The organism is Limnochorda pilosa, from assembly GCF_001544015.1.
Taxonomy (GTDB): Bacteria; Bacillota; Limnochordia; order Limnochordales; family Limnochordaceae; genus Limnochorda; species Limnochorda pilosa.
Window position 1 is genome coordinate 549,389 of sequence record NZ_AP014924.1, and the last position, 25,868, is coordinate 575,256.

Genomic DNA, 25,868 nt, shown 5'->3' on the forward strand with positions numbered 1-25,868 from the left:
GCGACGCGTCCGGTTGCGCGCACCCGAAGCCGGGCTTCCGTGGTGGCGGAGATCCCGTGGTGAAGGAGGCATGGTGATGCGCTCCCGTCTCGCCCGTTGCAGCACCGTCGTGGTCCTGAGCCTGCTCGCCTTGGCTGTGGCCTGGACCCCGGTGCAGGCGCAGGGTTCGGGCCAGGTGCGGGCGCTGGTCCAGGTGGCCGACACCGGCGACCAGACCCTCGCGCACCTCTCCCGGTACGGTTCCGTGGACTTCGTCTTTCCCGAGATCGGCTTCGTCGCGATGAACATCAAGGCCAAGGACGCCCGGCCCGGCAGCGCGCTGCGGAGCGACCCGCTGGTGCTCTCCGTGAGCCGGGATCACCAGGTGAGCGTCCACACGCACACGGGCCTGCTTGCCTGGGACCAGGACATCATCGACGTCGAGCGGGTCCACCCTGCGGGCGACGTCCAGTACGACGGCACGGGCGTCTACGTGGCCGTGCTCGATACGGGCCTCGTCCCCAACTGGCAGGACTACTTCCCCGCAGCGCGGGTGGCCAGCGACCTGGGCCGGGCCTTCCACTCGCCCGTCCTGGGCACGCCCGGCAGCCCCAGCTTCACCGACACCAACAGCCACGGTACCCATGTGACCAGCACCATCCTGGGGTACAGCCTCTACGGCCTGGCCCGCTTCGAGGGCACGGCGCCGGGAGCGACCGTCATCCCGGTGAAGGTGCTGAGCAACAAGGGGTGGGGTTGGGACTCGTCGGTGATCGCCGGCATCCTCTACGTCGCCAACCTGAAGAAGGACGGTGTTCTAGACGGGCCGGTGGTCATCAACATGAGCCTGGGCGGATCCGAGGGGTCGCCGGCTGAGCTCGCCGCCATCCGATACGCCATCAGGCAGGGCGTGCTCATCGTGGCCTCCGCCGGCAACGAGGGTGAGGCCGGCATGGGCTATCCGGGCGCCTTCGCCGAGGTGATCTCCGCCGGCGCCGCCGGATGGGTGCGGGAGTGGGTTGGCGGCCGCACCTGGTGGCAGCAGGACGTCCCCGACCCCACCACCGCAGCCGACGTCTACGTCACCGACTTCTCCAGCCGCGAGCTACCCGGTCAGGAGCTGGACGTGCTGGCGCCCGGGAGCTGGGTGGTGGGCCCCTACCTGGCCTACGGCGCGGCGCACCCGCCCTACTGGGCCAACGGCGTGCCAGGCCAGTACTACTTCCTGGGCGGCACCAGCATGGCGGCCCCGCACGTGACGGGCACCGTCGCCCTGCTGCTCCAGAAGAACCCGAGCCTCACCCAGGCGCAGGCCGAGGCGGTCCTGCGCTCGACGGCGCTCTACATCCCGCCGGGCAGCGCGACGGTGGCCACGCCCTACGGAACCACCGAGACCTTCACGTGGAGCTCGGACGCGACGGGCTACGGCCTCATCGACGCGGACGCGGCGGTGGCGGCCACGCCGTGAGGGCCGGAGTGACAGATCCCGACGGTTGAAGAAGAGAAACGAACGTGAGCAAGGTGTTCCCGCCCCGCGGATGGTGGTTGCCGCGGGGCGCGGTTTACTCACCCACGGACGCCCCGACCATCGTTGACGATTCGCGTCAAGATAACCGTCGCGCCAAGAGCATTTCGCACGCATTCCCCTTCTCATTGACGGAGAACCCCGGTGGCGCGAGAATGATGCCATCGTTCTTGACGGAACACTCGCTTGTATGACCATCAGGTGCGGTTCCGGTGGGGACCGCGTGGGGAGATGGGGTCGAGATGGCTTCGGAGATCGCGGGGCTGGCTTCCCAGCGCGAACGGGGGGCCGAGGAGCGCCCGCGACGGGTGTCGCCTCGCGTCTGGCGAAACCCGCCCGCTGTCCTCGGGGCCGCAGTGGTTCTGATCCTGATCTTCACGGCCCTCTTGGCTCCCTACCTCGCGCCGTACGATCCCGCGGAGCAGTTCTTCGACGGGCTGACCTTGCAGGGAATGCCTCTTGCGCCCAACCATCGTTTCCTGCTGGGCACGGACCTGCTCGGGCGAGATCTGCTTTCCAGACTCATCTACGGGGCCCGGGTCTCGCTCCTCATCGGCGTGGTGGCCAACGGGGCGGCGCTGTTGATCGGCACGTCCTTGGGGACGCTCGCAGGTTTCTTCGGCGGCTGGGTGGGGAACGCCATCATGCGGTTCACCGACCTGATGATGGCCTTTCCCGCGCTCCTGCTCGCCATCGCCCTGGCGGCCATCCTCCGGCCGAGCCTCTGGATCGTGGCTCTCGTCATCGCTTTGGTCAACTGGGTCCAGATCGCCCGGGTGGTCTACGGCCAGGTCCTCTCTCTGAATGAGCGCGAGTTCGTGACGGCGGCCCGGGCGGTGGGCGCGCCCGCAGGGCGTATTCTCCTCAGGCACCTCCTGCCCCACCTGGTGCCCACGCTGGTCGTGTGGGGCACCCTCGGCATCGCGACCACCGTGCTCCTGGAGGCGACCCTCTCCTACATGGGAGTGGGCGTCCAACCGCCCATGGCTTCGTGGGGCGGCATCATCAATGAAAGCCAGTCTTACTTCCTCGATGCGCCGTGGCTGGTCGCCTTCCCAGGGGCGGCCATCCTGCTGACTTCGCTCGCCTTCAACCTGGTGGGTGACGCTCTCCGCGACGCGCTGGACCCTGAGAGGGTGACCGGGTGATGGCTCGATACGTCACCACGAGGGTTGGACACGCCGTCTTCGTCCTCCTGGGTGTCACGGTGATCACCTTCCTGCTCCTCTACCTCCTGCCGGCGGACCCGGCTCGGATGATCGCCGGTCGCTCGGCCACCGTGGAGACCGTCTCCCGCATCCGGCACGAGCTGGGGCTGGACCAGCCCCTGCCCGTCCAGTACGGGCGGTACCTCTGGGGCACCCTGCACGGCGACATGGGCCGGTCTTACGTTCAGAAGATCGAGGTGAGCCAGATGATCCTGGCGCGCCTGCCAGCCACGGCGCAGCTCGCCCTGGCGGGGATCGCGGCCGAACTGCTCATTGGGTTGCCGGTAGGGGTGGGGGCGGCCGTCCGACGCGGCAAGGGCGCTGATCAGCTTTCTATGATCCTGGCCTTCCTGGGCGTCTCGGCTCCACAGTTCGCAGTGGGGCTCTTGCTCATCTACGCCTTGGCGTACCGCTTTCCGCTCCTCCCCCTGGGCGGGTACGGCAGCCCCGCCCATCTGGTGCTTCCTGCGCTCACTCTCGGCCTCGCGGGGGGCGGTTGGTACGCTCGCATGGTGCGGTCGAACATGGTCGACGTGCTCGGGCAGCAGTACGTCCGCACGGCGACGGCCAAGGGGCTGAGCCGCCGGACGGTGGTGCTGAAGCACGCGTTCCGGAATGCGCTGCTGCCCATCGTCTCGATGGTGGGGCTCGACATCGGCATCTTCATGAGCGGCGTGGTGGTGGTGGAGACCGCCTTCGGCTGGCCCGGCATCGGCCAGCTCCTCTGGCAGGCCATTCAACTGGTCGACATCCCTGTGATCATGGGGGTGGTCACGGTCGCCGCGGTGACCATCGTGCTCGGGAACCTGCTGGCGGACCTGGCCTATCCCCTTCTCGACCCGCGCATCGAGTACCGCTGAGCGGCGAGCACCGATAGGACGACAAGGGTCGATGAAATGGCACCGGACGTGCCCGGCTGCGGGCTCCTGCGGGTGCCGGAATCCTGACGGAAGGGTGGCGAGTGATAGTGGACGGGCTCTGCAGACGACGGGCGCCCGTGGGTGTGGGCTTGCTGGTGTTGGCCCTCAGCGTGGTCCTGATCGGCACGGCGCCCGCGCTCGCGCAACAGCGGGGCGGACGCATGGTGGTGAGCTACCTGAGCGACGTGACCACGCTGGATCCGGCCATCGGCTACGATTGGCAAAACTGGTCCATCATCAAGTCCATCTTCGACGGGCTCATGGACTACGTGCCCGGGACCACCAACTTGAGGACTCACCTGGCCGAGTCGTACGCGATCTCGCCGGACGGTCTCACGTACACTTTCCGGCTGAGGCCGGGCGTCCGCTTCCACAACGGCCGGGAGCTGGTCGCCGCCGACGTCAAGTACTCCATCGAGCGCGTGCTCGACCCGGCGACCCAGAGCCCGGGCCAGGGCTTCTTTACCGACATCGTGGGCGCGGACGAGCGGATCGCAGGCCAGGCGGGCGAGGTCCCGGGCATCCGGGTGATCGACGACCGGACGGTCGAGTTTGTGTTGAAGCAGCCCAATGCGGCCTTCCTCCACATCCTGGGCCTCAACTTCGCCCACGTGGTGCCCAGGGAGGAAGTCGAGCGCTACGGGGCCGACTTCGGCCACAACCCGGTGGGCACTGGGGCCTTCAAGATGAGGGAGTGGGTGCTCGGCCAGCGGCTGGTCCTGCAGAGGAACCCTGACTACTTCTTGCCGGATCGCCCATTCCTGGATGAGCTCATCTTCGAGGTGGGGATCGACCCGCTGGTGGCCTATCTGCGCCTGCAGCGGGGCGAGGTGGACGTGCTGGGCGACGGGATCCCCGCGGCGCGGTTCGTCCAGGTAATGAACGATGCGAACCTGCGGCCCCTGGTGGCGGTGGGGGACCAGCTCCACACCGGATACGTGGCCATCAACACGCAGGTGGAGCCCTTCGACGACGTCCGGGTCCGCCGTGCGCTCAACATGGCGATCAACAAGGAGCGGATCGTCCAGATCATCAACAACCGGGCCGAGCCCGCCAACCAACCGCTCCCGCCCCTGATGCCCGGGTACGGTTCGTCGTACGCAGGCTTCTCCTACGACCCGCAGGCTGCCCGGGCGCTGCTCGCCGAGGCCGGTTACCCGAACGGCTTCAGGACCGTTCTCTACGCCAACAACACGGACCCCAACCCCCGCATCGCCCAAGCGATCCAGCAGGACCTGTCCACCGTGGGGGTGCAGGTAGAGCTGCGGGTCCTGGCCCAGGGCCCAGTGATCGAAGCTGCCGGCACCCCCGAGGCCGCCCCGCTGGTCTGGTCGGGCGGGATGGCCTGGATCGCCGACTATCCCGACCCGGGCAACTTCTACTGGCCCATCCTCTCGTGCCGGAGCGCCACCCCGGGCGGGTGGAACTGGGCGTGGTACTGCAACCCGGAGCTTGATCGCATGGCCGCTGAGGCGGACGCCATCACGGCGCCTGAGCGGCAGGACGAACGGATCGAGATCTACCGGCAGGTCTTCACCCAGATCGCGGAGGACGGGGCGTGGATCCCGGTCTTCAACGAGCGCCGGTTCACCATGCACTCCGACCGGGTGGGCGGGGACGAGCTGCTCTTTGTGGACCCCATCCACATCCCGGTCAACTACGACGAGGTGTACGTCCGATGAGTGGTTACAGGACGATTCACGGGGATCGCGTGCACTTCGGATGGGACAACAGCCTCGCTCCGGCCCTCACCGTGGCGCCCGGGGAGGAGGTGGAGTTCGAGGTCGTCGACGCCTCGGGCGGTCAACTTTCGCAAGGCTCCGGCACGGAGGACGTGGGCCGCCTCGACTTCGGCCGGGTCAACCCGGTGACGGGGCCTGTCTACGTGGAGGGTGCCGAACCCGGCGACTCGCTGGTGGTGGAGATCCTGGGGCTGGAGGGAAGCGGCTGGGGGTGGTCGGCCATCATCCCGGGCTTCGGCCTGCTGGCCGAAGACTTCCCGGACCCGTTCCTCCACATCTCCCACTACGAAGGGAACCACGTGGACGTCACACCCGAGGTTCGCCTGCCGCTACGCCCGTTCCCAGGGACGATTGGGGCGGCGCCTGCCGAGCCGGGGCTCCACCCGGTCGTGCCCCCACGGGAGGTGGGGGGGAACATGGACATCCGCGACCTGGTCGCGGGGACCCGTCTCTATCTGCCGGTGCGGGTACCGGGGGCGCTCTTCTCGGTGGGCGACACCCATGCGGCGCAGGGCGACGGCGAGGTCTGCGGTACTGCCGTGGAGACGGCGATGCGCGTGCGCCTGCGCTTCGGGCTTGAAAGGGCCACTGCGCAACGGTTCCCCCGCTTCGTGCTCGCGGGGGCGCCGGGCCCCCAGGTGGCGGAGAAGGGCTACCAGGTGACCACAGGCATCGGCCCGGACTTGATGCTGGCTGCGAAGGACGCGGTGCGCGGCATGATCGACCTTCTCGACCGCGAGTACCACGTGGAGCCGCCTTTGGCCTACGTCCTGTGCAGCGTGGCCGCGGACCTGAAGATCTCGGAGGTCGTGGACGCGCCCAACTGGGTGGTGTCGGCCTACTTGCCCAGGGCGATCTTCCGGTAGAGCGGCTAGGGCGGGCCGCAGCGCGAGGTGACGGGCCGGCGCGACGTGTGCCGGCCCGCTGGACCCCATCCTCGACCTTCGCTCTCCCGCCTGGGCGAGACGCGCAGCCCTCTCTCGGGCATGCCGGCTCTTGTAGGCTGTGCGGGCTCCGGCCCTGGCCGCGGGAGCCTCACGTCTGGTCGCGCGGGTCGAAGAGGTCCCGCAGCCCGTCCCCCAGCAGGTTGAAGCCCATCACCGTCACGAAGATGAAGAGGCCGGGCCAGATGGCCATCCAGGGCGCCTGGCCCATGAAGTTCTTGGCCACATTGAGCATCGATCCCCAGCTCGGCGCAGGGGGCTGCACCCCCAGGCCCAGGAACGAGAGGCTGGACTCGGCGATGATGGCGGCGGCGATGCCGCTGGTCGCCTGGACGACGATGGGCGTCCGGCAGTTGGGCAGGACGTGGCGCAGGAGGATGACGTGGTGGGGCGCTCCCATGGCTCGGGCCGCCTCCACGAAGTCTTCCTCGCGCACGGCCAGCGCCTGCCCGCGGGCGAGGCGGAGGAAGACGGGGGTCGTGGCCACGGCGATGGCGATCATCACGTTCCCCAGTGAGGGGCCAAGGGTCGCGGCCAGTGCGATGGCGAGGATGAGGAAGGGAAACGACAGGAGCGCATCGGTGATCCGCATCACCACCTCGTCCAGCCAGCCGCCGAAGTAACCCGAGGCAAGGCCCAGGGGGACCCCGACGGCCATCGCCAAGAACACCGAGAGGACGCCGGCCAAGAGTGATGTTCGCCCGCCCCAGAGGACGCGCGAGAGCACGTCCCGGCCCAGGTCGTCGGTGCCGAAGGGATGCGCCGGGGTGGGCGCCTGCCGGACAGCGGACCAGTCGGTCGCGTCCGGGGCGTGGGGGGAGATCCAGGGAGCCAGGAAGGCCGTTCCCGCGCAGAGGAGCACGATCAGGAGACCCGCGGTCCCCTTCCCGCTCCGGAGCAGGCGAAGGAACCCCCGCAGGCGGACACCCTCGCCCAGCCTGCGACGCTCCGACGTCACGACTTCCAGCGACGAGGCGGCCACCTGCGCATCACCCCCCGGCGCCCTGGGCCCGGCCGATCCCGGCGGTGCGGATGCGCGGGTTCAGCAGGGCGTAGGCGACGTCGACCAGCAGGTTCACGGCCACGTAGGCGGTGCTGGTGAAGAGCACGACCCCCTGGACCACCGGGTAGTCGCGGTTGAAGACCGCGTCCACGATGAGCTTGCCGAAGCCCGGGACGTTGAAGATCTGCTCGGTCAGGACGGCCCCGCTGAGGAGGGTTCCCAACTCCAACCCGCTCACGGTGACCACCGGGATCAGGGCGTTGGGCAGGGCATGGCGAACGATCACGAGCCACTCGCCCATGCCCTTGCTCCGGGCCGTACGGACGTAGTCGAGCCGGAGCACGTCGAGGAGGCTCGCCCGCACGTGCCGCATGAGGACCGCGGCGAGGCCGGTCCCCAGCACGAGGGCAGGCAGGATCATCCGTACGAGGTTCCCCCAGAGGTCCTGCCCGGGCGGGACGTAGCCCGACGCTGGAAGGAGGTCCCATCGGACCGCCACCAGCAGGATGAGGAGGATCCCAAGCCAGAAGTTGGGGATCGAGAGGCCCGAGAGGGCGCCCGTGGTGGCGAGCGCGTCCCAGACGGTATCGCGCCGGATGGCGGCGAGCACCCCCAGGGGGACCGCCACCGCGAGGGCGACGAGGAACGAGAGGATCGCGAGCTCGGCGGTGACGGGCAGCTTCTCGACGACCAGGGAGGTCACCGGCAGCCGGGTGCGGATCGAATCGCCCAGATCCCCGCGAAGGGCCAGCGCCGCCCAGCGCGCGTACTGGACGGGTAGAGGCCGGTCCAGCCCGTACTTGGCCCGGATCTCCGCGAGGACCTGCGGGTCTCGCTCCTCCCCGGCCAGGGCGAGAGCGGGGTCGCCCGGGAGCAGGTGCTGCATCGAGAAGACCAGGACGCTCACCAGGAGGACCACCGGGATCACCGCCACGAGACGGCGGAGGATGTAACCGCCCATGCCCATCACCGCCCGGCCAGGCTGACCCCTTTGAGACGCAGGAGGCCGTCGGGAACGGCCACGAACCCCTCGAGCCCCTTCCGGTAGGCGACGAAGTTCTGGGTGTGGTACAGGTAGATGATGTGGTAGTCGTCGATGAAGCGGCTCATGGCTGCCTGATAGAGGGCCCGCCTCGGCTCGAGGCCGCTAGCGACTCGGGCTTCGTTCAGCAGCCGGTCCACCTCCGGGTCGCTGTACCCCGTGACGTTCAGGCCTCCGGTGCTGGTCTGGAACTGGTGGATGTTCCCGTCCGGATCCACCCGACCGCTCCAGCCGATGAGGAAGGCCTCGTACTGACCGGCGTCCTGGAGGTCCAGCGCGGTGGCGAACTCGGTCGGCCGTAGGCTGATGCGGAAGCCGGCCCCGGCTGCCATGGACTGGATGACCTCCCCGACCCGGATCGCCTGCGGGTCGTTGGAGACCATCAGCTCGAAAGCGACCTGGTCGTACCCGGCCTCCTGCAGGAGCCGGCGGGCCGCCTCCACGTCGCGGCCGGGCAGGGGCCGCTCGGGGTCCGCATAGGCGCTCACCGGCGGCAGGGGCGTGTCCCCCGGGAGGTACTCGCCGTCGAAGACGACCTGGTTGATCACCTGGCGGTCGATGCTCAGCGCCAGCGCCCGGCGGACGCGCACGTCGCGGGCCAGAGGTGTGCCGAGCGGCTCGGGGTTGGAGAGGTTGAGGGTCATGCCCTGGTAACCGAGGCTGGGCACGACGGAGAGCACCAGGTTCGGGTCCCGGCGCACGGCCTGCAGGTCGGTGGGCGCGACCCGCTCGAAAAGGTCCAGCTCGCCCGACTGCAGGTTGGCAAGGCGGACGCTCGGGTCGGGGATGGGCAGGAAGACGAGCCGGTCGAGGTGGACGTTCCCAGCGTCCCAGTACTCGGGGAAGCGCTCCAGCACGATCTGCTGCTGAGGAACCCGCTCCACGAAGCGGAACTCGCCCGAGCAGACCGGTGCTGTCGCGAAGCGATCGCCAAGCCTCTCGGCGGCCGCGGGGGAGATCATCATGCCCGCCCGGTCCGCCAGCTGCGCCTGAAGGGGCGCGAAGGGGGCCGAGAGATGGAGCACGACGGTGTGATCGTCCGCCACCTCAACCGCTTGGATCTGCGCGATCTCGCTTCTCCGCAGGGAGCCGGTGAGGTTCAGCGAGCGTTCAAGGTTGTACCGGGCCGCCTCGGCGTCGAAGGGCGTGCCGTCGTGGAAGACGACGCCCTCGCGCAGCGGGAGGGTCACCGTCCGCCCGTCGGGTGAGACCTGGTAGTCCAGGGCCAGCTCCGGCACGAGGTTGAGGCTCGGGTCCACGTTGAAGAGCTTGTCGCAGAGGTTCTCGAAGACGATGCGCCCCACGAAGGTGCGGGCGAGATCGGGGTCGAGCAGGTCCGGATCCTCGGCCAGCCCTACTCGGAGAACCTGAGCCTCTGCCGTGAGGCCGGCGGCGAGACCGACCAGCAGAGCGAACACGAGAGGTAGCGCGAAGTGCCTGCGCACGAGCGCCGCGTGCGGGTGGGAACGTCCCTGATCCATCGTGTCACGTCCTTTCCGTAGGTCGTGGAGCGTTGAAACCTTCCATCGTGGACGCCGAGATCGAACAACGAGGGGGACTTTTCTCTACTCTCTCAATGGGTGGCGTTATTATATCGAGTCGCTTGCGGGGAGGTCAAGGCCGGTGGAGACCAGGCGAAAGATCATGTGACGAGAGCTTGCGTCGCGAGGAGATCCCGGTCGGATCCGGCGGTTTCAAGGCCGCCTCCTGCAGCACCCGGAAGAGCCGCAGCCGCTCCTCGAACGGAACGGTGCTCCGGGCGCTGGGGTTGGGCATGACGAAGGTGCGGACCCCGGGTACCGGGGGCGACGCCTGGAGCTCCCACGCCACCTCTCGCCCTCGCGGCAGGCCCGCATAGGCCCGGTAGACGTCCTTCCCCAGCAGGCAGACGATCCGGGGCCGCAGGCGGGCTACCTTCTCCCGCAGGCGGCGGTCCGTGGAGCCGGACCGGTGGAGCAGGGTCCAGAAGTGGTTGTTGCGTCCGCCGAAGTGGTGGCCGATCTCGGCGGATCGTCGGCCGGCCTCATTCTCGACACGGCCCCATTCTCGAAATCGGCCTCACGGGCGCCTCCCCGGCCTCTCCCGCACCATCTGGATCAGGAAGAGGCCCAGGGTGCCGAAGATCACTGCCAGGAAGACCGGCATGGACCACCCCAGCCCGGATGCGGCTCCTCGAGCCACCTGGACCCCTTGCCGCGTGCCAAGGCCCAGGAGCACGGCGACCTCGGCTCGGAGGCAGCGCAGCATGACCCGCGCCAGCCCATGGAGGCGCTCCCGGTTCTCGGGCGTCACCGGCACCGGGAAGTTCCAGAAATGGGGGAACCGGAGCGTCAGGGCGATCAGGCCGTAGAGGAAGACCTGGACGGCCGGCAGGAACCACAGATTCCCTTTGCTGCCCCAGGCGTCGGGCTGCCCCGCGAGATCGAAGTGGATGGGTACCCGGTCGGGCAGGCCCGGCCAGAGAAAGAGGAGCCAGCCGATCTGGACGACGATCACCGCCAGGGCGATGGTGTCGAGGCTCCGTTCCAGGCGGGAGGCCGGCATCGAAGCCAGCCTCTCCGGGCTTTCGGTGCTCACGTGGCCTGCTCACCTCCCTGAACCGATCTCACAGTCTACCACCTATGAGGCGTCTGTCGCCCGCACCCACTCGAGCTGGGGGTCCCGGTGCTGTCGGACGTCCTCCACCGTGGTGGGAACGTACTGGTCCGGTTCGAGGGAGAAGGCCGGATCCAGAGCCGGATCGGGGCGGATCCAGCGCTTGCGGGAGACGGTGAAGCGCGCCGGACCGTGGGAGCTCGAAGCTCACGATGTCCCCGTACCCCGAGGGGGCTCCGCCGGTGGCTCCCCCACGACGGTGGCGAGGCCGTTGTCGCTGAGAACGGTGGCGATCCACACGGCCGGCCCCCGGCTCGGCCTGTGCCACCACCAGACTGTCGCTCACCCATCGAAAGCGGGAGCGCAGCATGGCCACGCACGATCCCCCTCCGGTGTCGACTCCGGCCGGTAGACCCCCACGACATCTTCACCGGAGATCGACCCGGTCCTCTGACGCGCACGGGGCGGCTCCTTCCCGGCGCCGCGCCGTAGGGAGAAAGCGGATCCGCCGCGGACTCCGGTCCGGGCGGTCGGGGTACGGCCGGCGGACGGAAGCAGAAGGGTGTGAAGTCAACGCTGAGAAGTTAACGTTATTCGCCGCTCGCGGGAAGGGCCCGTTGACGAGAGGCCGCACGCAGAGGCGATTCGCAGGTCCCGCACTTTATTCATCGCGGTAACGTCCACGCCTTAACTTCACACGTCCACACGGCGGTCCGCTCCGCGGTTGGCGAGCGGGGGTGGGCACCTTCGTCTGAGCTGTGGAAACAGCTCGCGGCAACAGAGAAGTGACAGGGCGCCGGGACGACCGGAGACTCCGCCGGCCGCCCCGGCCCGTCTTCTACGGGTTGACAACGAACCAGACGTCGCCTACACCCTGCCCCGTCGTGTCGCCGGGCGCCTGGTCCGCGGCCCAGAAGTAGAGCGGCATGCCCTCGTAGGTCACCTGGAGGGTACCGTTGGTCCTCTGGGTAACGCCAAGCTCGCCGGGAAGCCCCTCGGGGGCGCTGGGCAGGTGGCTCACCAGCAGGGGCGGCCAGTTCTGCGCGCACGAGCCGTAGCAGGTGCTCTCGCCCATGGTGTCCCGGATGAAGCGGTAGAGGGTGAAACCGTTGGCGGCCACCAGGATCGAGCCGAGGTCAGGATGCTCGCGCGCCAGCACCGTGGGCGCCACGTTGGCCACGTACCAGTTCCCGCCCACCCCCTGGCCGCTGGTCTGGCCGGGCTCTGAATCGCCCACCCAGTAGTAGAGGGGACGCCCGTTGTAGGTCACGTGGCGGGAGCCGTCACGCCGCTGGGTGGTGCCCAGCTTGCCGGGGAGCCCCAGGGGTGCCACGGCGCCCTCCTTACCGGCCAGCAGCGGCGGCCAGTTCTGCTCGCAGGTTCCGTAGCAGTTGCTCACGTTCTCCTCGTCGCGCTCGAAGGTGTAGAGCGTCATCCCGTTGGGACCGGTCAGGTAGGCGCCCAGGTGCGGGTCGTAGCGGACCTGCACGATGGGCTCGGCCTGCGCGATCGCGCCGGAGGTCACCGCGGCGGCGATCACGGCCAGCACTGCGGCCACACAGCTCATACCCCGGATCCACGGCCGGGTACGGTTCAAGGGGCACTCCTCCTCGGGGCCAGGGTGGTGAGGCTTCTGGTCCCTTGATGCGGGCGGGAGGGCGGGGTGGATCACCAGGTCCGGCCGGGGGAGGAACGGCAGGGCCATGCAGGGGCGCGGAACCCGGGCGGCGAATCCCATGGGCACCCCGCTGGCTCCCAGCCTTCCCCCCACGAGGAGTGGAGCGAGATGGGCGCGGCCGAGAGTGGTACCGGCTCGGGACGTACGTTCTGGCGGCGGATGTGGTGGGCTCTGGCGATCTCGGGGGCCGTGGCGGCCATCGGGCTCGCGGCGGTCACGCGGGATCTGCTGTATCTCTTCCTGCCGGCCTGGGGAGCGGGGACGAAGGTCATCTTCGGCTGGGACGACACCCGTTACGCACGGGATCTGGCCGAGACCGCCCTCATCTGGGCCGTGATCACGGCGTGGCTGGCCTGGCGGGAAGGCGGCGCGCTCTGGAGCCTTCCGTTCATGCTGGCAGCCTTCCTGGCCGTCGCCGGAGGGCATGCCATCGCCGTACTAAGGTACATGGCCATGCAGGAGAACGTGGACTCCCCATGACGGCGAGACCGCGCTCGCGCCCGCCTCGCCTGGGCCGCGTAGGCCCAGCCTGACGCGCCGGGCACCCGTCACACGCGCCGCTCGCTCAGGCGCCCGCGGCAGTGGGCGCAGCGGTAGTCGCGCCCCCCGCGAGGCAGGCGCCGGGCCCTGGGATACACCTGGCCGCAGGCACAGGTGTAGATCCACCGGATGACCCTGGGCGTGGCCCGGTCCTGCGCGTGCCGGGTCACGTCGCCGCCTTGCCTCCGGATCGCGTCCACCCATCGGGCGAACGCGGGGCCGTGGCCGGGCACCAGCAGGTGGATCATCTCATGGAGCAGGGTCTTTCCCACCTCTTCGGGATGCTTCAGGTGGTAGTGGGTGGAGAGCCGGATCAGCCGTCGCTTCGGGTGGCAGAGCCCGGCGGAGCTGGTGAGCCGGCCGCTCCACTCGATCTGGACCTGCGAGGCCGGCGGCAGCTGGCCGTTGAAGTAGGCGCGGCGGTAGCGCTCGTAGAGGTCTTCCAGGACGGTAACCGCCGGGAGGTGGCCAGGACTGTGCCCGCGATCTCGGCCGGGATTCATGAGTCGCACTCTTCGTCGCCCGGGCAGGCCTCCCTGCAAGAGGGCGCCGGGATAGCGGCGGTTCAGAGGCGGACCGTCGTTGCCAGGAGGAGTTGCCTCGGGCGATCCTCCAGGTAGGTCCAGAGTATCTCGGCCGTCCTCTGCCGGACGGACGCCACACCCTCCACGGGGGGTAAGGTGACCAGCACGTGCCCGGACCAGGAGGCGACGAAGGCCTCTTCGGGCTCCACCATGACGCCCCAGGACGGATCCGCGACGACGAAGCGACCCTCCCGGCTTCCCACCAGGACCGCGAAGTGGCGCTGGGGGAACTCCAGGTGGACGAGGACGGGGAGGCCTGTCTGGCTCTGGTACTCCACCAAGGCGGCGAGCTCCATCCGGTAGCCCTCGCTCGTGAACCCCAGGGCCTGGGCCGCGGCGCGCAGGGAGCCCAGGGTGTACCCCGTGACGTCCGGGTCCCGGTCCGCGGGCATGTGCGGGCGGGCGAGGAGGACGACCTCCGCCTCCGCGGCGGGCATACCGAAGAAAGAAGAGAGCAGCGTGGCCACCGCGGCCGGCCCGCAGGTGGTCCAGTCGGTCTGGATCACCACGCCCGCCTGGCGGTGTTCGAGGTAGGGGGTCATACCACGGAAAGTGCTTTGGAGACCTGCTACAGCTGGGCTCGCCGACCAGAGCACCAGAAGAGATACGGTAAACGAAAGAATCACTCTCAGCATAGAGAGCCCTCCTCAAGACTGGCGCCGCGGTGCGGCCGGTGTGCCCCCATTCTCCATGGGCTGGTGGGGTCTCAGGCCAGCCGCACGCAGGTTTCTCATCTGGCACCCTTATCCACGGGTCGGCCTGTCGTTCCTCGCCGCATGGATGCGTCGGACCAGGGCTTTGGCGCCCAGCCAGAGCACGAGCACCGCGAAGACGAACCAGAATGCTCCAGCGCGACTCACCGAGGGTTGTCGGAGAATATCGCCAAGCAAAGGGTCGACCAGCCTGTCGCCACGGAAAAACCACCATGGAATGACCAGGAGTGCTTCCGCTACAATGCGCCATGTTCCCCGAATGATGCCCAAGCTCAGCGCGTAGTCCGGGGGTCCTGCAACGCTCAGGGCCGCAAGAGCCGAGGTCACCATGGTAAAGGCTAGGTTGTAGTCGTTGAGGTTCATCCAAGGTGAAGAGGAGTAGGTAAACGCCGAACCGATTCCCGCATACGACAACCCCAAGGTGACTTGGTACGCCACCATCATGGTAATGGCGCCGCGCCAGCCGATCTGATCCAGGACCTCCTCGTCCTCGGTTTGCCGCACCACGAGGGGGAACGAGACGCTGTCTGCATTGCCCTTGAGTTCCAGCAGAATCAATGCCGTGAGATACCAGGAGCCCATGGCCAGCAGCATGGGTATACCCCCGCATGCCCACGAAAGGATTGTCATGCTGCACTCAGCCTCCCTGATCTTGAGGGGGAACGCGACCCCAATCTCGCTATCGCATCACTCGATGGGCCGGGTTACCAGCCGAAGTGCTCCTTCACGTCGCGGTACACCTGCGCTGCCGTGTACCCAGCGCCCACGACCTCGAAGCCGGCACGCACGACCTTTACGACGGTTCGACCGATCCGCACGGCCGCGCTACGGCATGGGGCGCTACGGATGCAACCTGCCACGATCCTGGCTGCGGCCACCAAGCCTGGGGCGATCTCTCCGTCAACGTCCTGGAGCTCCTCGACGGACAGAGGGGTCACCCCGCTGCCCGCAGGGAGCAGCGAGCCGTCCAGGGTGTAGCTTATGGGTTCGACGGGCGGGAGGTTGGGTCGGGCAGCTGCCATCGGTGCGCTCGATGCCAGCAGCGCAAGCACCAGGATGGCGGCCACGGGTCTGACCCACACTCTTCTGCGCCTCTGCACGACAGATCCTCCTCCTCTTGAGCGATTTGCTGCATCCGCCCATTGGGGCGGCGGGTTCCGGGGTCGCGTTCCCGCACGGTGTGAACACTCAAAGCCCCACGCTCAGCAGCAGGTGATAGCCGGGCACCGTCCGCCCAGACTCCACCGCGTGTTCGAAGCCGAACCCCCAAAGGGGGCCGCCCGGATCCGACGCGTGACGGTAGAGGCCCAGCCAGAGGGTGCTGTCGGGGCCAGGACCCAGCACGTCCCCGAGCCCCACGTGTCCCACCAGGCTCACGCGCCGGTTGGCCACGAAGGTGATGGCGGCCCCAAGATCGTAGACCGGGCGGCGCTGGGGGGCGACCTGGAGCCCTGCGTCGAGCTCCAGGGCCAGGGGGTCGCTGAGCCAGGCCGACGAGGCCCGGAGCCGGTACCCCACCTTGGCGCTAGGCGCCCCCAAAGGGAGATGAACGCCGCCGGACAGAGTCGGGCGACCGCCGAACCACTGGGAGGCAAGCGGGTGGATGAAGACCACAGAAAGCTGATCGAGCGCCCAGGTATCCGCCCGTGGCTGCCCCTCCACCTGGGCCGAGCTGTGGGAGCCCACCAGGGCAAGGTTCATGGCCAGATCGGGCGTGACGGGGCGCTCGACGGCGAGTTGAAGGGTCTCCTCGTCGCTCCGCCAGGTCCGCCCGTCCTCGGAGAAGAGGGCCGTGTCGACGGTATGCGTGACGTTGAGGGTCCAGCGGGCGGTGGTACCTGCCGGCAGGTAGACCAGGGGGTCGATCTGCGCGCTGGCGCCGGGACCCGGGAAGCACAAGACCAGGAGGAAGAGGCCCACGCGCCGGCCGAGCTGCACGAACCGCCCTGAATGTGCCGGTCTGAAGCGACGGGCAACGGTCACCGCCCTCACCCTCCCCAGCTGGAAGTCACAGGAAGTTGAGCCAAACTATACCACCGGGATGGAGGGCAGGCCAAGGTGACGCCTCCGGGGATAACACGGGCGGAGGGCGCACCATCCCCAGGGAAGGCGCCAGCAGGGACGCGCAGGCACTCTGTGGCCGGATCGCTCACCGGGATGACGGTCAGGGACGGGAGATGGCTGCCCGAAGGAGCTCACCGGTCGCGGGACGTAAGGATCGGTCGAGGGGGCTTCCCGGACCCGCGGCGGCGCAGGGCCGTCGAACTACGCTGGATTCGGGGGCGCGGCCTCCGTGGGCTGACGGTCCGCGCGCGAAAGAAAGGGGCGCGCACCTGCGCACCCCTTCCCGCGGTTTAGTCAGGATGACCTACCGGCGTCGCCTAGCGGTACCCGCTCCCGGGGGGTCGTCCGTTCGGGCTAGCGGGGCACCACCCGAAGGAAGGCCATCATGCCCGCCTCCTTGTGCCCCGGCACCGCGCAATAAAGCTCGTACTCTCCGGGTGGTAGCGCGGCCATGAGGACGTGCGCCTCGCCCGGAGCCAGGAGCGGCGTGCCGAACTCGTACTCCTGACCGCCCCTCTCGAACTCGACCCTCAGGTTGTGCTGCAGGGTGCCCCCGTTCACCACGTGGAGGGTCAGCTCGCCGGCCGGAACCTCGATGGTCTCGAAGCCCAGGGACCACTGGTTGAGCACCACCTCCAGGACCCCGTCCCGGTAACCCGCCTGCCCGTGGGCCCAGGCAGGGATCGGGGCCAGAATCCCCAGAGCCAGGGCAAGCATCCACGGCACCGACTTCCCGACACGACGACCCACCTTCATGCCTCCTTTTCCCCCGACCGAGTCACTCTGGTGGAAGATGCGCCTCGATGCCGATACTGGATCGGTGACGCCGCAATCCCGCGAAGGTGGCGTTCCACTGGCGTGTGGTTGTGGGTCGTGAGGCAGACGCCGGGCTTCTCGCCTGATGTCGGGCGCGATGGCTCTTGACACATCAGCCATCCTTGATATGATGTGGGCGAGGAGGTCGTGACGTGAAGCTGCCTGTGGAGGAAAGGTCACCCGAGGCGGTTCGAGGCGCCGTCGTCCAGACCGCCAAGGCCCTCAGCGACCCGGCCCGGGTGCAGATGCTCGAGCTCATCGCTCACGGGAGGGCATGCTGCAACCTCCCCACCGAGCCGGACACGCCCGACGGGGTCTGCGTCTGCGAGCTCCAGGAGCAGCTGGGCCTCGGCCAATCGCTGGTCTCCTACCACGTCCGGGTGCTCAAGGAGGCAGGCCTGGTACGGGAAGCGCACCGGGGTCGATGGACCTACTACCTCCTGGATGTCTCGGGTCTCGCGGCGTTGCGGGCGTTCACGCAGGAGCTGGCGCCGGTCGAGAGCCAGGGGCTGATCAAGCAGGATCCAACCTTCTGAACGAGCGTATGCGCCCCGCGACGAGTGCGGGGCATTTCTGGAGGCTTTCTGATCAAGATGTCTTGATATGAAAAGGAGGTATCACCCGATGCTTCGTCCACCGGAGGTGGAGCTTCAGATCATTGGGCAGCACCTGACGGAGCTCAGGCAGCGGGCAGAGCGGGAGAGGCTCGCTCGTGCGGTCGCCCGGAGAGGGCGGCCGGGCGGGACGGCTGCGACCTGCTGCGACGGAGGGTACTGCGCGGGTTGATCTCCCGATGGGGAAGCCCGATGGGCGGCAGCGCCGCAGGTAAGCGCTTCTAGAAAAGGAGGATCTCAGGTGCAGAGGCATGCACAGGTTCAGTCGACACCGGCCGCAGAGCTCCCGGGCGAGGCCACGGAGCTCCTCGCGAGCCGGGGTCTGCCACCGCTGGCCGGGAGCGCACCGCGGGAGTTCTGGGTGGCCCGGTCCGGTGAGGAGCTGGTGGGGCTGGCAGGCATCGAGTGGTACGGCTCGCACGGCCTGCTGCGCTCGGTGGCGGTCCTGGAAGGGTGGGAAGGCCGGGGCATCGGCAGTAGGCTGGTGGACGCCGCGCTGGACCGCTTCCTGGAGAGCGGCGCGGAGGACCTTCTCCTTCTCACCACCGGCGCTTCGGGCTTCTTCGCCCGCCTGGGCTTCGTGCCCGTGGATCGGCAGGAGGTCCCCGACGCGGTGCTCCGGAGCGAGGAGTTCGCCAACCAGTGCCCGGAGACGGCCGTCGCCATGCGCCTGGACCGGCGGCGCCTCGAGACCGTCCGGCACTACGACCGCTCCGCCGCCAGGGCCGCGTCTCGGGGGCGGGGGCGAGAGCTCCAGGATCAGGAGCGAAGCACTCAGGAGATCCCCATGGCCTCCGGCGGCTGCTGCTCCAGCAGCGGGTGCGGCTGCGGTGGGGCACCGGATGAGATCCCCTCGTGGGGATGCACGCTGGATCCCCTCTTCGGCGACCCCGCCCCGGGCGAGGTCGTGCTGGACCTGGGGTGCGGCACGGGACGGAACGCCTTTGAGGCGGCCCGGCGGGTGGGACCCACGGGACGCGTCTATGGCCTGGATTTGAGCCCCACCATGCTGGCGGAGGCCCGCCGCCATAGGGACCGCCTGGGCCTTTCGCACGTCTCCTTCCTTCAGGCCCCCATGGAGGCAGTGCCCCTTCCCGACGGGAGCGTGGATCTGGTGATCAGCGACTGTGTGCTCAACCTCTCCACCGACAAGCCTCGGGTCCTTCGGGAGGCCTTCCGGGTGCTTCGCCCCGGCGGGCGCCTGGCCATCGCCGACGTGGTGCGCACCGTGCCAGACCCGGCCGAACCTGAGTCGTCCGAAGGCTGGAGCGCCTGTGTGGACGGCGCGATCACAGCCGACGCGTACCTGGCCCTCCTTGCGCAGGCCGGGTTCACGGAGCCATCCGTGGAGGTGCTGCACGGAGGCGGTGCCGGGGAGGCGGCTCCGAGGGTGGCTACGGCGCACGTCCGGGCGCGGAGGGCGTAAGGTGGACGAGCGCCAGCCCAGTCTTCGCCCGGTCCAGCGGAGAATGCCACGCGACACGCCAGGAATCGCATGCGGCTCTGGAAAGTGGATCGTGAGGAGGTCTTGCGTGCGATATCAGACCCCGATCACATTGGAAAGGCGTCGCTGGAGACGCTGGTCAGCGAGCGGTTGCCTCTGGCGGATCGGACCGTCTGGCCGATGGAGGTCAAAGACGAGCCCTCGGAGCCCCACTAGGCTTGCCCGCCAGTTCCGAGAGGGGCAGCGCGACCTGCTGTGAGCTCGGACAGCAGGGCACGTACGGGGCCCGGACGGTAGCGCCCGGCGTGGAGGGCCAGCACCACGTGGATGCGGGGATCCACGCCCGCCAGAGGCTTCACCACCAGGGTGCCGGCACGCCCATCGGCCTCCACCGCAACCAGAGGTAGGACCGAGAGACCCAGGCCGGCGACCACGGACCTGCGGATCCCCTCCAGGCTGCCCAGCTCGGTGATGGTTTCGGGAAACCGCCCGGTCTCGACCCATGCCTGCTCCAGCCTCCCCCGATACATGCACCCGCGCTCGTAGAGAACCAGAGGTTGCAGGGCCAGGTCGCGAACGTCCACCGAAGAAGCAGAGGCGAGCGGGTGGTCTGGGGGCAGGACGGCCGCGAGCTCCAGTTCCAGGAGGGGAAGGCGTTCCAGGCCGGGGTGGGGACCGGGGTCCGGAACGACCGCCAGGTCAAGCCGGTCCTGGATGAGTGCGTCCACCAGGCCCTCGGTGAGCCCGGTGTGGAGCCGAATGGCCACGCCGGGGTGGGTGCGGCGAAAACGGCCCAGGACGTCGGGCAGGAAAAAGGCTGTCAGGGTATCCGTAGCGCCCACGGCCGCGTAGCCCGTGGTTCCCTCCGAGAGGTCCGCAAGCTCGCGGCGGCAGTCCTCCAGCAGTCCCCCGATGCGGCTCGCATATCGGTAGACCCGTTCGCCCGCCTGGGTGAGGCGGATCGTACGCCCCGATCGGTCGAAAAGGGGCACGCCGAGATCCGCCTCAAGGGCCTGGACGTGACCCGAGACGGCCGGCTGGGTCAGGTGCAGTCGCTCCGCCGCCCGGGTGAAGTTCCCCGCCTCCGCCACGGTGCGGAAGGTCGTGAGCCACGTTAGCTCCATGGAGCGGCGAACCCTCCTCGAAGGGCCTGGATCTCGAGCCCGGGGCGTCCAGGGACCGCGTGCCGGCATGGGCGTTCACCAGGTAGACGCCGGCGCCGACCAGGATCACGCCCGGCAAGTCCCACGGCTCCAGATGTTCCCCAAGCACCAGGGCACCCATGGCCAGGCCCAGGACAGGATTGAGGAAGTGGAACGAGCTCACGGCCGTGGCGGAGCCCCGGCGCAGGAGCCAGTACCAGAGTACCATGGCCCCGATGGAGACGGCCACCACCGTGTAGGCGAGCGATCCCACGTAAAGGGGCGTCCACGCGATGGTCCGGTCCCTTTCCGCAAGCCACGCCCAGGGGGCAAGGAAGAGCCCCGCCGCCGCGAGCTGGACGGTGTTCACTGCCAGGACGTGCAGGTTCCCGGATATCCGCCGGTAGTAGACCGTGCCGATCGCCAGGCTGGCCGCCGCCGCGACCGCGAGCGCGATGCCAGAGGCGGCATCCTGGGGTGCGGAGGCCGTGAGGCGACCCTGCAGCGTGGTCACCGTACCCAGCACGCCCAGCAGCAGGCCCATCCTCGGGAGGCGAGCAACCGGCTCCCCCAAGAAGCGAGAGGCAAGGACGGCCACGGCCAGCGGGTGGCTGCTCGCGATGACGGCCGTGAGGCCGGCGGTGATCCTTTCCAGCGCCATGTAGGTGAAGCCCAGGTACAGACCCGTGTTCAGGAGTCCGAGAACGGCCAGCCTCGCGTATTCCCTGGGGTGGGTGGGAAAGCGGACCCCTGTCGCCCGGCTTCCAGCCCACAGGAGCGCCGTGGCCACCAGGAAGCGGATGGCGGCCGTGGTGAGCGGAGGACCGTCGCGGAGCGCGAGTTTCGTGGCCACGAAGGCGGAGGTCCAGAGGACGCAGAAGAGAAGGATCAGGACGACGAAGGTGACGCGCTTCGGTTGGAGATGGCCCGGCTGGCCCGTATCCACGACTCTGCCCCCTCGGAGTGGGATGACGGCGCGGTCGCCGCCTGGATAGTGTAGGGTGCAGAGCTCGACGGGTCCAATCGGGGTTTGTTGGGGTTTCGATAAGAAGAGCTTTGGCTGGCTTGTTGGGGGCCGGGACGTGGAGCGCTGCAGTGCGGGTTGCGCACCGACTCAACGGGCATGGAGGTCGTCCCTCTTCTCCACGTGCCTCGTTCCTGAATGAGGTATACTGGTGCCGAGACCGAGATCCCCTCTTCCGGGCCGTCCGGGAGCCGGAGCGGCAGGAGATGGCGCCCATGGTCGTAGATTCCCGGCAGGAGCAGCTTGAACGCCGGCCCGCGAGCCGAGCAGACCTGAGGGAGCGGGTGGCAGCTGCTCGCCGCAGGGTCGAGGAAGAACGTCTGCAGACCGCACGCAAGTTGGCCAGCAGGGTGGCGGATCACCTGTACGCGCACTACGGAGCCCGCCGGGTGCTGCTGTTCGGCTCGGTCGCGAGCGGGCATCTGCACGAGCACTCCGACATCGACCTGTTCGTCGAGGGCCTGTTGGGCGATTACTGGCGGGCCGTCGCAGAGGCCCAGCGACTCGCCGCCCCGTTTCCTGTCAACCTGGTCTGTGCGGAGGATGCGGTTCCATCCTTGCGCGACCGCGTTCGGAGGGAGGGACGGTTGCTGTGAGTGTCGAGGAGTTCCTCCTCGTGAGAGCCCGAGTTGAGGAGGAGAGAGCGAGCATCGCGCGCTTGAAGGACGAGCTGACCCGGTACCGACTCTTCCCTCAAATCACGGCGACGGAGGTAGGCGGCTTTCCCCTGGGGGACGTGGCGGTCTCTCGCATAGTGGGTTCGATCCTTCATGATCTCTACGCCGCCATAGAGAACGTCTTCAAGATCATTGCGTCGCGTCTGGATCGGAGCGTCCCTTCGGGAGAGCAATGGCACCGAGAACTCGTGGATCAGATGACCCTCGACGTGCCCGGGTTGCGTCCCGCGGTCATCTCACGTACCACGGCTGCCGTGCTGGATCCGCTCAGAGGGTTTCGCCATGTCTTCAGGAACGTCTACGGGTTTCACCTGGCTCCCGAGCGCATCACCCCCTTGCTTCGATCTTTGCCCGGTGTGCTCCAGGCCTTCGAGGAGGATATCGATCGATTCCTCTTGCGAATGGAAACGGAGCTCCACCTGGCGGAGCAGGAGGAGTCGCAGGGCGATGCGGCTCGCGAGGGCGCAAAGCCCGATACCGAAGCCCGAGACCGAGGCGCCCCCGGAACGGGTGCGCCTTGAAGCGCCGGAACCGGTCAGGAGGGCGGGCCTTCATCCGCTGACCTGATCGATGCAGCTTTCGTCATGCTCCCGCTGCCCCCAGCGGTCCCGCCCTGCCCGCCTCACTCCACCGACGGCAGTCCCTGCAGCGCCCGCACGTACGCGATCTGCCCCGCGTGCTAGCTGTCGTGGGCGAGCAAGCCCGCCGCCACGTGGTAGAAGTGGAGCTCCCGGCGGCCCAGCTCGGCCAGCAGGCGTTCGTGGGTCAACTGGTGTACCTCATCCATCAGCTGCAGGTGCACGTCCCGATACCGCACCAGCTCGGCCTGCCAGGCGCCTTCGCCTGTCGAGGGCGGCTCCGTCCAGTTCGCTGCCTCGGTGTCGGCTCGTTGCGCAGCCGGGCCAGGGCGTACTCCCGCCAGAAGATCATGTGCCGCACGATGTCCCAGATGGAGTGGCGTCCGGGCGCCGGCCGATGCCTGTCGCTCGCGCAACACGGGAGGCAAGCCCCGTGGGCACCCGTCCAACCGGCCCCGGGGCCCAGGCGTCATTCACCCAGGAACACAGAAGAACGCAGGAAAACACGTCATGCTTCTCGTAGGAAGGGGTGAGTCGAGGTCATCGGTTGACGAACCGTCGAGGCGGGCTCCTGGAGCCGTCGGAGCCTCAGGCCTGCCGGGGCCCGAACCTCGGCGGTATCGCAGCTTACCGGTGAACGGGGGGAACCACGTGCAGCGCCTGGCCGTGGAGCGACGGGCCGAGATCCTTCGCCGGCTCGAGGCCCAGGGGACCGTGCGGGTGACGGACCTGAGCGCCGAGTTCGCCGTCACCGAGGAGACGGTGCGGCGGGACCTGGACGAGTTGGAGAAGGAGGGCCTCCTCCAGCGGATCTACGGGGGCGCCGTGAGCCCCAAGGGGTTGAGCTACGAGCCGCCCGTAACCCGGCGTGAGGCTCGGAACCGGCCCCAGAAGCAGGCCATCGCCCAGGCTGCGGCCACCCGCGTGACCGACGGCGAGACGATCCTCCTGGACGCCTCCACCACGGCCCTTTACGTGGCCCGGGCCCTGAAGGCCCGCCGGCGCCTCACCGTGCTGACCAACTCCCTCCTGATCCTGAGCGAGCTGGCCTCCAACCCCGACTTCACCGTCATGTCCACGGGCGGCACGCTCCGCCAGGCCTCCTATTCCTTCGTGGGCCCCCAGGCCCAGCGGCTCGTAGGCGAGTTCCACATGGACCGGGTCTTCATCTCGGGCAAGGGGCTCACCGTGGAGCACGGCCTCACGGACTCGAACGAGCTCGAGGTCGAGCTGAAGCGGGCCATGGTGCAGGCGGCCAACGAAGTGGTGGGCATCGTCGACAGCTCCAAGATCGGCTACACGGGCTTTGCCACCATCATCCCGGTGCAGCGGCTCGACGTGCTCATCACCGACGGGGGGATCCCACCGGAGGAGCGGGCCCGGATCGAGGAGCTGGGCGTGGACGTGGTGGTGGCCGGGGAAGAAGGTCGGGACGGCCGGATCCCGGAGGGTTAGGAGGCGCTCCCGCTCTCGAGGCGCCTGCCGCCCTCCGCGGGAGCCAGCGCCAGGAACCGGCGGTAGGCCTCCTCCCACGCGTCGGAGGGGCGGGGCTCGTAGCGGTCCGTGGCCACGCTGGCCCGCAGGAGCGACTGGCCTTCCGAGAGCGATCCCACCTCGCCCGTGGCGAGGGCCTGCGCGAGCACGTTCCCGTACGCGGTGGCCTCCACGGGCCCGGCCAGTACGGGGCGGCCGGTGGCGTCGGCGGTGAGCTGGCAGAGAAGGCGGTTCCGCACCCCGCCGCCCACCACGCGCACCGTCTCCACGGGCCGGCCCAGAACCTGCTCGAGCTGTTCCAGGGTGCGGCGGTAGGCGAGCGCGAGGCTGTCCACCACGCACCGTGCCACCTCGCCGGGGCTCTCCGGCTCGGGCTGGCCCGTCCGCCGGCAGAAGGTTCGGATGCGGCCGGGCATGTCCCCTGGGGTTGCGAAAGCGGGGTCGTCGGGGTCGATGAGGGAGCGGAGCGGCGGGGCGCCAGCAGCCAGGGCGTCGAGCTCGGCCCACGGGATCGGCTCGGAACGCTCCCGGGACCAGACCCGGCGGCACTCCTGCAGGAGCCAGAGGCCGGCGATGTTCCGCACCAGCCGGTGCCCCCGCCGGTCGGGGCCGGACGCGATCGCCCCCTCGTTCCCCAGGTGCCACGCCAGCATGCGGGGGTCCCCCATCGGCTCGGGGACCATCGCCCCCATCAGCGACCACGTTCCGGAGCTCAGGTAGGCGTAGCGCTCGCCGGGCTCCGCCGGCACCGCGGCCACCGCGGAAGCGGTATCGTGCCCGGCCCCGGCGATCACCCGGGCCTCGGGGAGCCCCAGTCTCTCCCGTACCCCAGGGGCGATGGGTCCCACATCCGTGGCCGGGGGGATGACCTCGGGCAGGAGGTGATCCGGAAGCCCGAAGGAATCGAGCACCCGGCGCGACCAGGTGCCCGGGCGGGGGTCCAGGAGCTGGCTGGTGTAAGCGATGGTGAACTCCGCCTGGCGCTCGCCCGTGAGGAAGAAGGTGAGCAGGTCGGGCATGAAGAGAAGGGTCCCGGCAGCGTCCAGCAGACCCGGCTGGCTTTTCTGCAGGGCGAGGAGCTGGAAGACGGTGTTGATGGGCATGCACTGGACGCCGGTGGCGCCGGCCAGCTCCGCGAGGCCGCCCGTGGCGGAGACCTCGCGCCAGGCCTCCTGAAAGGCAGGGTTGCGGTAGTGCATGGGAAGACCCAGGAGCGCCCCCTTGCGGGTAAGCAGCCCGAAGTCCACGCCCCAGGTCTCCACAGCCAGGGTCATGGGCCGGTCGGGCGGCTGGCGGGCGACCTCGCGCAGGGACTGGTAGAGCTCGTCCAGGAGGGCGGGCAGGTCCCAATGTAGGGTCTCGCCCATCCACACCGGACGGTTGGGGAAGCGGCGCACCTCCCGAAGCTGCAGGCGACCGGCTTCCAGCCAGCCCTCGAAGACCTTCCCCCCCGACGCACCGAGGTCGCTCGCAACGTGGATCATGCTCCTCGCCCTCCCAGCCGGCAGGTTCGCCAGGACAGGACGGAATCCTCCCACGACG

Annotated in this window: 29 protein-coding genes; 12 read left to right on the forward strand and 17 right to left on the reverse strand. The window is 68.9% G+C overall.

Annotated features, from left to right (window positions below; genetic code table 11):
* The first annotated feature begins 76 nt into the window (after nt 1–76).
* The 5 genes from LIP_RS02450 to LIP_RS02470 all read left to right on the forward strand — a co-directional run bounded on the left by LIP_RS02450 (nt 77) and on the right by LIP_RS02470 (nt 6,240).
* Nucleotides 77–1,447 carry a S8 family peptidase gene (locus tag LIP_RS02450; RefSeq protein WP_068133891.1) on the forward strand — a complete coding sequence of 457 codons (1,371 nt, stop codon included), beginning with the start codon at nt 77–79 and terminating at the stop codon, nt 1,445–1,447.
* Between the two features lie 299 nt (nt 1,448–1,746).
* Nucleotides 1,747–2,652, forward strand: a complete 906-nt coding sequence (locus LIP_RS02455) for an ABC transporter permease (protein ID WP_068133893.1) — start codon at nt 1,747–1,749, stop codon at nt 2,650–2,652.
* Nucleotides 2,652–3,572, forward strand: a complete 921-nt coding sequence (locus LIP_RS02460) for an ABC transporter permease (RefSeq protein ID WP_068141376.1) — start codon at nt 2,652–2,654, stop codon at nt 3,570–3,572. The genes LIP_RS02455 and LIP_RS02460 overlap by 1 nt, the downstream gene beginning before the upstream one ends.
* Nucleotides 3,573–3,679: 107 nt before the next feature.
* Nucleotides 3,680–5,314, forward strand: coding sequence for an ABC transporter substrate-binding protein (locus LIP_RS02465; protein WP_407936394.1), 1,635 nt, complete (start codon nt 3,680–3,682; stop codon nt 5,312–5,314).
* On the forward strand, nt 5,311–6,240 hold the full coding sequence (locus LIP_RS02470; RefSeq protein WP_068133895.1) for an acetamidase/formamidase family protein: 930 nt from the start codon (nt 5,311–5,313) through the stop codon (nt 6,238–6,240). The genes LIP_RS02465 and LIP_RS02470 overlap by 4 nt, the downstream gene beginning before the upstream one ends.
* Nucleotides 6,241–6,409: 169 nt before the next feature.
* Here LIP_RS02470 and LIP_RS02475 read toward each other — a convergent pair whose 3' ends face one another.
* From LIP_RS02475 to LIP_RS02500, 6 genes are all read right to left on the reverse strand, one after another.
* Nucleotides 6,410–7,276 carry an ABC transporter permease gene (locus tag LIP_RS02475; RefSeq protein ID WP_068141384.1) on the reverse strand — a complete coding sequence of 289 codons (867 nt, stop codon included), beginning with the start codon at nt 7,274–7,276 and terminating at the stop codon, nt 6,410–6,412.
* A 31-nt stretch (nt 7,277–7,307) separates the two neighbouring features.
* Nucleotides 7,308–8,282: an ABC transporter permease gene (locus tag LIP_RS02480; protein WP_068141385.1), complete on the reverse strand. Its 975-nt coding sequence runs from the start codon at nt 8,280–8,282 to the stop codon at nt 7,308–7,310.
* Nucleotides 8,283–8,287: 5 nt separating this feature from the next.
* Nucleotides 8,288–9,844 carry an ABC transporter substrate-binding protein gene (locus tag LIP_RS02485; protein WP_082725763.1) on the reverse strand — a complete coding sequence of 519 codons (1,557 nt, stop codon included), beginning with the start codon at nt 9,842–9,844 and terminating at the stop codon, nt 8,288–8,290.
* A gap of 133 nt (nt 9,845–9,977) precedes the next feature.
* Complete coding sequence (locus LIP_RS20200) at nt 9,978–10,364, reverse strand: uracil-DNA glycosylase family protein (RefSeq protein WP_082725764.1); 387 nt, start codon at nt 10,362–10,364, stop codon at nt 9,978–9,980.
* 57 nt (nt 10,365–10,421) lie between these two features.
* Nucleotides 10,422–10,940 (reverse strand): DUF1648 domain-containing protein, encoded by a 519-nt coding sequence (locus LIP_RS02495; protein ID WP_068133901.1) that lies wholly within the window; start codon nt 10,938–10,940, stop codon nt 10,422–10,424.
* Nucleotides 10,941–11,796: 856 nt separating this feature from the next.
* Complete coding sequence (locus LIP_RS02500) at nt 11,797–12,555, reverse strand: hypothetical protein (protein WP_198409663.1); 759 nt, start codon at nt 12,553–12,555, stop codon at nt 11,797–11,799.
* A 189-nt stretch (nt 12,556–12,744) separates the two neighbouring features.
* Between LIP_RS02500 and LIP_RS02505 the strand changes: the two genes are divergently transcribed.
* The gene (locus LIP_RS02505) at nt 12,745–13,116 is read left to right on the forward strand and encodes a hypothetical protein (protein ID WP_068133907.1); all 372 of its coding nucleotides are present in this window, start codon (nt 12,745–12,747) and stop codon (nt 13,114–13,116) included.
* A 68-nt stretch (nt 13,117–13,184) separates the two neighbouring features.
* On the opposite strand, the gene LIP_RS02510 is transcribed toward LIP_RS02505, so the two are convergent.
* From LIP_RS02510 to LIP_RS02535, 6 genes are all read right to left on the reverse strand, one after another.
* Complete coding sequence (locus LIP_RS02510) at nt 13,185–13,679, reverse strand: SprT-like domain-containing protein (protein WP_068133910.1); 495 nt, start codon at nt 13,677–13,679, stop codon at nt 13,185–13,187.
* Nucleotides 13,680–13,741: 62 nt separating this feature from the next.
* Nucleotides 13,742–14,302: a C39 family peptidase gene (locus LIP_RS02515; RefSeq protein WP_068133913.1), complete on the reverse strand. Its 561-nt coding sequence runs from the start codon at nt 14,300–14,302 to the stop codon at nt 13,742–13,744.
* Between the two features lie 201 nt (nt 14,303–14,503).
* A complete protein-coding gene (locus tag LIP_RS02520) occupies nt 14,504–15,067 on the reverse strand; it encodes a hypothetical protein (RefSeq protein ID WP_144440292.1) in 564 nt (187 codons plus the stop codon).
* Between the two features lie 110 nt (nt 15,068–15,177).
* Nucleotides 15,178–15,573, reverse strand: a complete 396-nt coding sequence (locus tag LIP_RS02525) for a hypothetical protein (protein WP_144440293.1) — start codon at nt 15,571–15,573, stop codon at nt 15,178–15,180.
* A gap of 88 nt (nt 15,574–15,661) precedes the next feature.
* Entirely contained in the window at nt 15,662–16,456 is a 795-nt protein-coding gene (locus LIP_RS02530; RefSeq protein ID WP_068133924.1) for a hypothetical protein, read from the reverse strand.
* Nucleotides 16,457–16,891: 435 nt separating this feature from the next.
* On the reverse strand, nt 16,892–17,287 hold the full coding sequence (locus LIP_RS02535) for a hypothetical protein (RefSeq protein WP_144440294.1): 396 nt from the start codon (nt 17,285–17,287) through the stop codon (nt 16,892–16,894).
* Between the two features lie 218 nt (nt 17,288–17,505).
* On the opposite strand from LIP_RS02535, the gene LIP_RS02540 reads away from it, so the two are divergent.
* From LIP_RS02540 to LIP_RS19910, 3 genes are all read left to right on the forward strand, one after another.
* Nucleotides 17,506–17,889: an ArsR/SmtB family transcription factor gene (locus LIP_RS02540; protein WP_068133930.1), complete on the forward strand. Its 384-nt coding sequence runs from the start codon at nt 17,506–17,508 to the stop codon at nt 17,887–17,889.
* A gap of 319 nt (nt 17,890–18,208) precedes the next feature.
* Nucleotides 18,209–19,393 (forward strand): GNAT family N-acetyltransferase, encoded by a 1,185-nt coding sequence (locus tag LIP_RS17400; protein WP_082725766.1) that lies wholly within the window; start codon nt 18,209–18,211, stop codon nt 19,391–19,393.
* Between the two features lie 102 nt (nt 19,394–19,495).
* Entirely contained in the window at nt 19,496–19,627 is a 132-nt protein-coding gene (locus tag LIP_RS19910) for a hypothetical protein (protein WP_269433363.1), read from the forward strand.
* Here LIP_RS19910 and LIP_RS17405 read toward each other — a convergent pair.
* Together LIP_RS17405 and LIP_RS02550 are read right to left on the reverse strand one after the other, a co-directional pair.
* Entirely contained in the window at nt 19,624–20,535 is a 912-nt protein-coding gene (locus LIP_RS17405) for a LysR family transcriptional regulator (RefSeq protein WP_158509534.1), read from the reverse strand. The genes LIP_RS19910 and LIP_RS17405 overlap by 4 nt on opposite strands.
* Nucleotides 20,417–21,499, reverse strand: coding sequence for a DMT family transporter (locus LIP_RS02550; RefSeq protein ID WP_068133934.1), 1,083 nt, complete (start codon nt 21,497–21,499; stop codon nt 20,417–20,419). Before LIP_RS02550 ends, LIP_RS17405 begins: the two co-directional genes overlap by 119 nt.
* 293 nt (nt 21,500–21,792) lie before the next feature.
* Between LIP_RS02550 and LIP_RS02555 the strand changes: the two genes are divergently transcribed.
* Both LIP_RS02555 and LIP_RS02560 read left to right on the forward strand, forming a co-directional pair.
* Complete coding sequence (locus LIP_RS02555; RefSeq protein ID WP_068133937.1) at nt 21,793–22,173, forward strand: nucleotidyltransferase family protein; 381 nt, start codon at nt 21,793–21,795, stop codon at nt 22,171–22,173.
* A gap of 20 nt (nt 22,174–22,193) precedes the next feature.
* Nucleotides 22,194–22,775, forward strand: coding sequence for a ribonuclease toxin HepT-like protein (locus LIP_RS02560; RefSeq protein WP_193787101.1), 582 nt, complete (start codon nt 22,194–22,196; stop codon nt 22,773–22,775).
* A 158-nt stretch (nt 22,776–22,933) separates the two neighbouring features.
* On the opposite strand, the gene LIP_RS19095 is transcribed toward LIP_RS02560, so the two are convergent.
* Entirely contained in the window at nt 22,934–23,071 is a 138-nt protein-coding gene (locus LIP_RS19095) for a hypothetical protein (protein WP_162492752.1), read from the reverse strand.
* Nucleotides 23,041–23,298, reverse strand: a complete 258-nt coding sequence (locus tag LIP_RS20310) for a DinB family protein (RefSeq protein ID WP_144440589.1) — start codon at nt 23,296–23,298, stop codon at nt 23,041–23,043. Before LIP_RS20310 ends, LIP_RS19095 begins: the two co-directional genes overlap by 31 nt.
* A 185-nt stretch (nt 23,299–23,483) precedes the next feature.
* On the opposite strand from LIP_RS20310, the gene LIP_RS02565 reads away from it, so the two are divergent.
* Nucleotides 23,484–24,287: a DeoR/GlpR family DNA-binding transcription regulator gene (locus LIP_RS02565; RefSeq protein ID WP_068133942.1), complete on the forward strand. Its 804-nt coding sequence runs from the start codon at nt 23,484–23,486 to the stop codon at nt 24,285–24,287.
* On the opposite strand, the gene LIP_RS02570 is transcribed toward LIP_RS02565, so the two are convergent.
* Nucleotides 24,284–25,810: a rhamnulokinase gene (locus tag LIP_RS02570; RefSeq protein ID WP_068133946.1), complete on the reverse strand. Its 1,527-nt coding sequence runs from the start codon at nt 25,808–25,810 to the stop codon at nt 24,284–24,286. The two genes, LIP_RS02565 and LIP_RS02570, sit on opposite strands and share 4 nt — an antisense overlap.
* Nucleotides 25,811–25,868: the final 58 nt, after the last annotated feature.

Coding starts and splice junctions, on each gene's coding strand:
- LIP_RS02450 (WP_068133891.1), top strand. CDS start 77: ATGCGCTCCCGTCTCGCCCGTTGCAGCACCGTCGTGGTCCTGAGCCTG.
- LIP_RS02455 (WP_068133893.1), top strand. CDS start 1,747: ATGGCTTCGGAGATCGCGGGGCTGGCTTCCCAGCGCGAACGGGGGGCC.
- LIP_RS02460 (WP_068141376.1), top strand. CDS start 2,652: ATGGCTCGATACGTCACCACGAGGGTTGGACACGCCGTCTTCGTCCTC.
- LIP_RS02470 (WP_068133895.1), top strand. CDS start 5,311: ATGAGTGGTTACAGGACGATTCACGGGGATCGCGTGCACTTCGGATGG.
- LIP_RS02480 (WP_068141385.1), bottom strand. CDS start 8,282: ATGGGCGGTTACATCCTCCGCCGTCTCGTGGCGGTGATCCCGGTGGTC.
- LIP_RS02485 (WP_082725763.1), bottom strand. CDS start 9,844: ATGGATCAGGGACGTTCCCACCCGCACGCGGCGCTCGTGCGCAGGCAC.
- LIP_RS02505 (WP_068133907.1), top strand. CDS start 12,745: ATGGGCGCGGCCGAGAGTGGTACCGGCTCGGGACGTACGTTCTGGCGG.
- LIP_RS02510 (WP_068133910.1), bottom strand. CDS start 13,679: ATGAATCCCGGCCGAGATCGCGGGCACAGTCCTGGCCACCTCCCGGCG.
- LIP_RS02515 (WP_068133913.1), bottom strand. CDS start 14,302: ATGACCCCCTACCTCGAACACCGCCAGGCGGGCGTGGTGATCCAGACC.
- LIP_RS02520 (WP_144440292.1), bottom strand. CDS start 15,067: ATGCTGCTGGCCATGGGCTCCTGGTATCTCACGGCATTGATTCTGCTG.
- LIP_RS17405 (WP_158509534.1), bottom strand. CDS start 20,535: ATGGAGCTAACGTGGCTCACGACCTTCCGCACCGTGGCGGAGGCGGGG.
- LIP_RS02555 (WP_068133937.1), top strand. CDS start 21,793: ATGGTCGTAGATTCCCGGCAGGAGCAGCTTGAACGCCGGCCCGCGAGC.
- LIP_RS02570 (WP_068133946.1), bottom strand. CDS start 25,810: ATGATCCACGTTGCGAGCGACCTCGGTGCGTCGGGGGGGAAGGTCTTC.